The sequence below is a fragment of the Kitasatospora sp. NPDC059571 genome (genome assembly GCF_042735675.1).
Classification (GTDB): domain Bacteria; phylum Actinomycetota; class Actinomycetes; order Streptomycetales; family Streptomycetaceae; genus Kitasatospora.
Genome location: NZ_JBHWBW010000230.1, coordinates 4,381 through 11,895, shown reverse-complemented (window position 1 = coordinate 11,895; position 7,515 = coordinate 4,381). Strand labels below are relative to the sequence as shown.

Sequence of the window (7,515 nt, the reverse complement as noted above, 5' to 3'; positions counted from 1 at the left end):
GAGCTGGGCCGGCCCGGCCTTCGTCGCCGGCTACGTACTCCTCCTGGTCGCCTTCGGCGTCCTGCCGATCGGCTACGCGATCTGGTTCGCGTTCACCGACGCGGGCGGCACCTTCACCGGCTTCAGCAACTTCGTGACCACGGCGCAGGACTTCCGGTTCGTGGACTCGCTCGGCCACGTGGGGCTCTACCTGCTGTTCTGGCTGCTCTCGCTGGTGGTGTTCGTGGTGGGGCTGGCGCTGCTGCTGCACCGGGTGTCCTCCGGCCGGATCAGCCAGGCGCTCCGCTTCCTCTACTACATCCCCGGGGCGCTGGCGGGTGCCGCCAGCGTGCTGGTGTGGCTGTTCATGCTCGACCCGACGGTAAGTCCGGTCAGTTCGCTGCTGGGGGCCCTCGGATTCGACACCTTCGGCCAGGTCATCGCCCCGGGCAACCTGCCGGTGCTGTTCACCGTCATCGCGTTCTGGACCGGCGCGGGCGGCTGGATCGTCGTCATGTACGGCGCGCTGAACAACATCCCCAGCGACGTCCTGGAGGCCGCGCGGATCGACGGCGCGGGTGCCTGGCAGACCGCCTGGCACGTGCAGATCCCGATGCTCCGCAAGTGGATCGTTTACATGGTGATCCTCGCCTTCGCGGGCGGCGCCCAGCTCTTCGTCGAGCCGCAGCTGCTCTCCCTGGCCAGCGTGGGCGTGGCCGGTCGCGACTACTCGCTCAACCAGCTGACCTACGACTTCGCCTTCCAGATGAACAACATCAACGGCGCCGCCGCGGTCTCGATGGAGCTCCTGGTCGTGAGCGTGTCGGTCGCCGGCGTCTTCGTCGCACGATCGAGGTTCTTCGATGCCGACTGAGACTTCCGCCCCCCGGACCGCCACCGCGCAGCGCACCGAACGGGACCCGAGCGCCATGAGCCGAAACGCACCCCGGACCTCGCGGCGGGTCCCGCGGTCCGTGGGCCGGACGTCGTACCGGCTGCTGGCCGGCTCGATTCTGACGGTGTTCGTGGTGTTCTTCGTCCTGCCGGTGCTCTGGCTCGCCCTCGCGGCGACCAAGACCGACCAGCAGCTGGTCCACGACCACCCGCTCTCCTTCGGTTCCTTCGGTGCGCTCGCGGACAACTGGCACGCACTCAGCGGCTTCCAGGACGGCGCGATCCTCCAGTGGCTGGGCAACTCCGCCCTGTACGCCGTCATCTCGCTGGTCATCACGCTCTGCGTCTCGGTGCCCGCCGGGTACGCGCTGGCCATGACCGAGTTCCGCGGCCGCAAGACCCTGCTGGTCTCCACCCTGATCGTCATGCTGATGCCGAGCGCCACGCTGGTGGTGCCGCTGTTCCTGGAGCTCAACGCCGCGCGCCTGATCGGCACCATGTGGTCGATCATCCTGCCGTTCTCGTTCTACCCCTTCGGCGTGTACCTGACGTACATCTACTTCGCCACCGCCGTACCGAAGGACCTGCTGGCGGCCGCCCGGATGGACGGCTGCTCCGAGTTCGGCGTCTTCCGTCTGATCGCCCTGCCGCTGGCGACCCCGGTCATCGCGCTGGTGGGCTTCTTCAGCTTCGTCGCCAACTGGACGAACTACTTCCTGCCGTACGTGATGCTCCCCGAGAGCGACCAGATGCCGGTCCAGGTCGGCGTCGGCAACCTCCTCAGCAGCGTGCCGCAGTTCAACCCGGCCGCCGGCACGGCCGCGGTCGAGCGCCCGGAGCTGGCTCTCGCGACCCTGGTCGCCATCACCCCGGTACTCGTGGTCTTCCTCTTCGCCCAGCGCTTCCTGGTCAGCGGCATGCTCGCCGGCGCCACCAAGGAATAGTGCTCGCGCCACCCGATCGGAGATCGTCCCATGTCCCACAGCTCCACCGAACCCTCGTCGGGCGAGGACGCCACGGCGCTCCCCGAGATCCAGGCCGGGGTGCCGCTGCTCGAACCGCCCGGGTGGGCGGTGGCGCAGCGAGCGCTGTTCGACCTGCTCGACCACAGCTGGCGCAGGTTCGCCCGGGACTTCACCGGCCCCGACGGCCGACTGAACTACAACGGCCGGCTGACCACCCGTGACGGTGTGGACGACTTCTACGAGGTCTTCTTCAACTGGCCCCAGCTCTACCTGCTCGGTGGCGCCGACGACCTGCTGGCCGCCAGTGAGAAGCACTGGGAGGGCGTGACGAAGCACCTCACCGAGCTGGACATGCTCAAGGACGAGTACGAGCGCGGCTACGACTGGTTCCACCAGGGCGAGAGCCTGCTGCTGCTCTACTTCCTGTGCATGGCCGACCCCGAGCGCTGGTCGACACGCGCCCTGCGGTTCGCCGAGCTGTACGTCGACCCGGTCCACGGCAACTACGACCCCGGGCACCGCATCGTCACCCGCCCGCACAACGGCAGCGACCCCGACCGGCAGGGCGTGTCCGACGGCGACGTCTACCCGTGGCTGCAGAAGGAGGCCGACACCTACGGCTACCCGCTCGAGTGGCTCCCCGAGGCGCAGGACGGCCCGTACCCGCTCGACTCGGACCCGCGGCTCGGCGCGCAGATGCGCGAGCGGATGGGCTTCGGCGACACCGCGGTCAACCTCGCGGTGGCCGGCCTGGTCCTCAACGCCTGGATCCTGTCCGGCGAGCAGCGCTACCGCGACTGGATCGTCGAGTACGTCGGCGCCTGGCGGGAGCGCACCGAGGCGAACGGCGGTGTCATCCCGGACAACGTCGGCCTGGACGGCGTGGTCGGCAGCCGGCTCGAAGGCCGCTGGTACGGCGGCCACTACGGCTGGTCCTGGCCGCACGGCTGGCACAGCGTGGGCCACGCGGCCTGCGTGGCGGCCCTCGCCGCGGCGGTGTCCACCGGCAAGGACGACTACCTCTCGATGGTCGGGACCACGCTCGACGAGATGATCTCCCGGGCCGAGCTGATGCCGCACGCCGAGGCGGACTCCAGCCTCCCGGCCAAGTGGGCGGTCGAACTCGCCGGGGACTTCGACAAGCCGACGCTGCACCTCCCGTTCCGGCACAACGACTCGGGCTGGTTCGACTACAACCCCGTCACCCTGCCGGTGCCGATCGCGCTCTGGCACCACAGCGCCTCCGAGGAGGACCGCGTCCGCATCGAGAAGCTCCGCGAGGCGGACCCGCTCGACTGGAGCACCGTGCGCTCGTTCCGGGCGAAGGAGGAGTCCGGGCACGAGAAGGCCTGGTTCGCCTTCCTCGCCGGCGACGACCCCGGCTACCCCGAGCGGATCCTCGCCGCCGCCCAGGCGCAGGTGCGCCACCGGCTGCGGCGGATCGACCGCTACCGCGACCTGGACGTGGACGAGGCGGACATCCACGTGTGGCAGCAGTGCAACCCGGTGGCCACCGAGGCCCTGGTCCAGCTGACCTGGGGCGGCCCGCAGGTGCTCTACAACGGCGGCATCCAGCAGGCCCGGCTGCGCTACCACGACGCCCAGGGCCGCCGCGCGGGGCTTCCGCAGGACGTGGCGGCCCTGGTCACCTCCATCGATCCCGACGCGACCACGGTCGAACTGGTCAACCTCTCGCCAGACAAAGATCGGATGATTATCATTCAGGCGGGTGCTCTCGCCGAGCACACCATCAGCTCCGTCCGGTACACGACCTGTACGGACGACGGCTGGATCGGTGACATGTACGACTACGGCCACAGCGAGCCGGTGGTCGGCGAGGCGGAAGCGGCCTGCGGCGGTGCGTACCTGACGGTGCGGCTCCCCGCGTCCACCCGCATCCGGATGACCCTCCGGCTGGAGCTCCGCACCCGTACCCCCAGCTACCGTTCGCCCTTCGGCACCTCGGCCGACGCGCCGAACAGCGAAACATCGGAGGAATCCGCGTGAAGCGCTTCGCCCAGACCATCAAGCTCCGGCCCGAGCACCGCGAGGAGTACCTGAAGCTCCACTCCGCCGTGTGGCCCGGGGTCGAGGCGGCCCTGATCCGGGCGAACATCCGCAACTACAGCATCTACCTCCACGGCGACGTGCTGTTCGCGTACTTCGAGTACCACGGCGAGGACTTCGACGCCGACATCGCGGAGCTGGAGGCCGACCCGGTGACCCAGGAGTGGTGGACGCACACCGATCCCTGCCAGGAGCCCTTCCCAGACCGGGGCGACTCCCGCCAGTGGACCAACCTCGCCGAGGTCTGGCACCTGAGCGAGCCCGGCGAGCAGCCCACCGCAGACTGACCCGCTCACTCCAGACCGACCCCACCCGGAGCCTCCCGTGACCTCCACTCAGCCGCCGGTGCTCATCGACGCCCACCACCACCTGTGGGACCTCGCCCAGCGCCCGCAGTCGTGGCTCGACGAGCCCGGCCTGGAATCGATCCGCCGCACCTTCACCCCGGACGACCTGCGCGCCACCGCCACCCAGGAGGTGGCGGGTCGCCGGCTGCACAGCACGGTGGTCGTGCAGTGCATCCCGGACGTGCCCGAGACCGAGGACCTGCTCGCGCTCGCCGCACAGGAGCCGCTGATCGACGCCGTGGTCGGCTGGGTGGACCTCACGTCTCCCGGGGTCGGTGACGACCTCGACCGGCTGCTCGCAGGCCCGGGCGGCAGCTACCTCCGGTCGCTGCGCAGCCTGGTCCAGGGCGAGTCCGACCCCGAGTGGCTGCAGCGGGCCGAGGTCGAACGCGGCCTGGCGGCGGCCGAGAAGCGCGGACTCGGCTACGACGTGCTCGTCCGCAGCCACCAGCTCGACCAGGCCGCCACGTTGGCCGAGCGCTTCCCCGGCCTGCCCCAGGTGCTCGACCATGCGGGCAAGCCGGACATCGCCGGCGGCGACCTGGGCGAGTGGGCGAGCCGGCTGCGCCGACTCGCCGGGCACCCCCAGGTGGTCTGCAAGGTCTCCGGGCTGATCACCGAGGCCGACCACGAGGCCTGGACCATCGCCGACATCCGGCCGGTGTGGGACGTCCTGCTGGACGCCTTCGGCCCCGACCGGCTGATGTTCGGATCGGACTGGCCGGTGGCGAACCTCGCCGGAGGCTGGAACTGCTGGGCCGCCACCGTGGACGTCCTGCTCGACGGGTGCTCCGCAGACGAGACCTCGGCGATCCTCGCGGGCACCGCGACCTCCTTCTACCGCCTCACCCGTACCGAAGAGACTCGGGAAACACGATGACGCTTGCTGTTCGCTACACCGCTGCCCGCACGCTGGACACGGCCGCGGTCGGGCCCGCCGAGCCCGGGCCCGGGGAGGTGCTGCTGGCTCCCGCTTATGTCGGGATCTGCGGTACCGACCTGCACATCTTCCACGGCGACATGGACACCCGGGTGGCCGCGCCGGCAGTCCTCGGCCACGAGATGTCCGGCCGGGTGGTGAAGGTCGGCGAGGGGGTGGAGGGTTGGCAGCCCGGGGACGCGGTGACGGTGATGCCGCTGGCCTGGGACGGCACCTGCCCGGCCTGCCTGGCGGGTCATCAGCACGTCTGCCAGAACCTGAACTTCATCGGCATCGACTCGCCCGGTGCGATGCAGCAGCGCTGGAGGGTGCCCGCCGACACGCTGGTCCGGCTGCCGCAGTCGCTGGCGCTGGACAAGGCCGCGCTGGTGGAGCCCACCGCGGTGGCCGTGCACGACGTCGGCCGGGCCGAGGTGCGGGCCGGCGAGAAGGCCGTCGTCGTGGGCGGTGGGCCGGTCGGCGTCCTGATCGCCCTGGTGGCGCGGGCGGCCGGGGCGGACGTCCGGGTGGTGGAGCTGAGCGCCCACCGGCGCAAGCTGGCCGAGGAGTCGGGTCTCGCCACCCTGGACCCGGCGGCCGAGGACGTGGTCGAGGCGGTGTGGGAGTGGACCGGCGGCGCGGGTGCGGACGTCGCGTTCGAGGTGTCGGGTGCGGCGGCCGGGGTCGACACCGCCGTCGAGGTGCTGGGCGTGCGCGGTCGGCTGTGCCTGGTGGCGATCCACCCGCGGCCCCGCGAGATCAACCTGCACCGCTTCTTCTGGCGCGAACTCACCCTGGTGGGCGCCCGGTTGTACGACCGCTCGGACTTCGAGAAGGCGGTCGCGCTGGTCGCCGACGGCACGATCCCGGCCGACCGGCTGATCAGCAAGGTCGTGCCGCTCACCGACGCCCAGGCGGCGTTCGAGGCCCTGGAGGGCGGCGGCGACGTGATGAAGATCCTGGTGGACTGCACCGACGACTCCGAGGGAGCGGGCGCGTGAACGCCTTCGACCTGACCGGCCGGCTCGCCGTCGTCACCGGCGCCCGCCGCGGCATCGGCCGGGCCATGGCCCGCGCCCTCGCCGAGGCCGGCGCGGACGTGATCGGCGTCAGCGCCAACCTGGAGGAGACCGGCAGCGACGTCGAGAAGGACGTCCTGGCCGCGGGCCGCACCTTCGAGGCGATCCGCGCCGACTTCGCCGACCCGGACGCGGTCCGGGCGCTGGGCGCGGACCTCGCGGGCCGGGAGCGGCCGGTGGACATCCTGGTCAACAACGCCGGCACCATCCGCCGCGCACCGGCCGCCGAACACCCGGACGAGGACTGGGACCTGGTGCTCCAGGTCAACCTGAGCGCCCAGTTCGCGCTCGCCCGGGCGGTGGGTGCGGCGATGGTCGCCCGCGGCCAGGGGAAGATCATCTTCACCGCGTCGCTGCTCAGCTTCCAGGGCGGCATCACGGTCCCCGGCTACACCGCCGCCAAGCACGGCGTCGCCGGCCTGACCAAGGCACTGGCCAACGAGTGGGCCGGGCGCGGCGTCAACGTCAACGCCATCGCCCCCGGCTACATCGCCACGGACAACACCGAGGCCCTGCAGGCCGATCCGGTGCGCAGCAAGGCGATCCTGGAGCGGATCCCGGCCGGCCGCTGGGGCCGGGCCGACGACCTCGCCGGGGCCACCGTCTTCCTCGCCTCGGACGCCGCCGCCTACGTCCACGGCACCCTCCTGCCGGTCGACGGCGGCTGGCTGGGCCGATGACCACGGGGCCGATGACCACCGACCTGGCGTCCGTGCTGGCGGGTACCCGCGTGGTGCCGGTGCTGACCGTACGCGCACCGGCCGCCGCGGGCCCGCTGGCGGACGCGCTCTTCGAGGGCGGCGCGCGGTGCGCGGAGGTCACCTTCCGCACCCCGGACGCCGAGCAGGTGGTCAAGGCGATGGCGGCGCACGGCGGCCTCGCGGTCGGCGCCGGCACCATCCTCCACCCCGAGCAGGCGGAACGCGCGGTGGCGGCCGGCTCCCGGTTCGTCGTCTCTCCCGGCTTCGACGAGGAAGTCGTCGCCAAATGCCGGGAGTTGAAGGTGCCCGTGGTGCCCGGCATCGCCACCGCCACCGAGCTGATGCGCGCCCTGCGGGCCGGCATCACCACCGTCAAGCTCTTCCCCGCCGAATCGATCGGCGGCCTGCGGGCGCGCCGGGGGCGCGGGCGGGCCCGCGCGGCGCTGCCGGTCTCGCGCCCCCTGCTCCGCGCCCCCCCCGGGGGGGCGCGGGGGGCGCCGCCCGCGGCTGGACAACCCGATCCTGCTGCAGGGCGAGGAGACGCTCGGCGAGCTGATCCGGGCG

General features: G+C 71.7%; 7 protein-coding genes and 1 pseudogene. All 8 read left to right on the top strand.

Going from position 1 to position 7,515, the window contains the following annotated elements; genetic code table 11:
- A partial coding sequence (locus tag ACFV0G_RS23540) for a carbohydrate ABC transporter permease (RefSeq protein WP_380551224.1) occupies positions 1-853 on the top strand: 853 nt, incomplete at its 5' end.
- A gap of 55 nt (positions 854-908) precedes the next feature.
- Entirely contained in the window at positions 909-1,817 is a 909-nt protein-coding gene (locus ACFV0G_RS23535) for a carbohydrate ABC transporter permease (protein ID WP_380551230.1), read from the top strand.
- 30 nt (positions 1,818-1,847) lie between these two features.
- On the top strand, positions 1,848-3,845 hold the full coding sequence (locus ACFV0G_RS23530) for a hypothetical protein (protein ID WP_380551221.1): 1,998 nt from the start codon (positions 1,848-1,850) through the stop codon (positions 3,843-3,845).
- Positions 3,842-4,192: an L-rhamnose mutarotase gene (locus ACFV0G_RS23525; RefSeq protein WP_380551218.1), complete on the top strand. Its 351-nt coding sequence runs from the start codon at positions 3,842-3,844 to the stop codon at positions 4,190-4,192. Before ACFV0G_RS23530 ends, ACFV0G_RS23525 begins: the two co-directional genes overlap by 4 nt.
- Before the next feature lie 37 nt (positions 4,193-4,229).
- Positions 4,230-5,132, top strand: coding sequence for an amidohydrolase family protein (locus ACFV0G_RS23520; protein ID WP_380551215.1), 903 nt, complete (start codon positions 4,230-4,232; stop codon positions 5,130-5,132).
- The gene (locus tag ACFV0G_RS23515; protein ID WP_380551212.1) at positions 5,129-6,172 is read left to right on the top strand and encodes a zinc-binding dehydrogenase; all 1,044 of its coding nucleotides are present in this window, start codon (positions 5,129-5,131) and stop codon (positions 6,170-6,172) included. Before ACFV0G_RS23520 ends, ACFV0G_RS23515 begins: the two co-directional genes overlap by 4 nt.
- A complete protein-coding gene (locus ACFV0G_RS23510; RefSeq protein ID WP_380551209.1) occupies positions 6,169-6,930 on the top strand; it encodes an SDR family oxidoreductase in 762 nt (253 codons plus the stop codon). The genes ACFV0G_RS23515 and ACFV0G_RS23510 overlap by 4 nt, the downstream gene beginning before the upstream one ends.
- Positions 6,931-6,941: 11 nt before the next feature.
- Positions 6,942-7,515 (top strand): annotated as a pseudogene (locus ACFV0G_RS23505) (bifunctional 4-hydroxy-2-oxoglutarate aldolase/2-dehydro-3-deoxy-phosphogluconate aldolase); the annotation flags it as partial.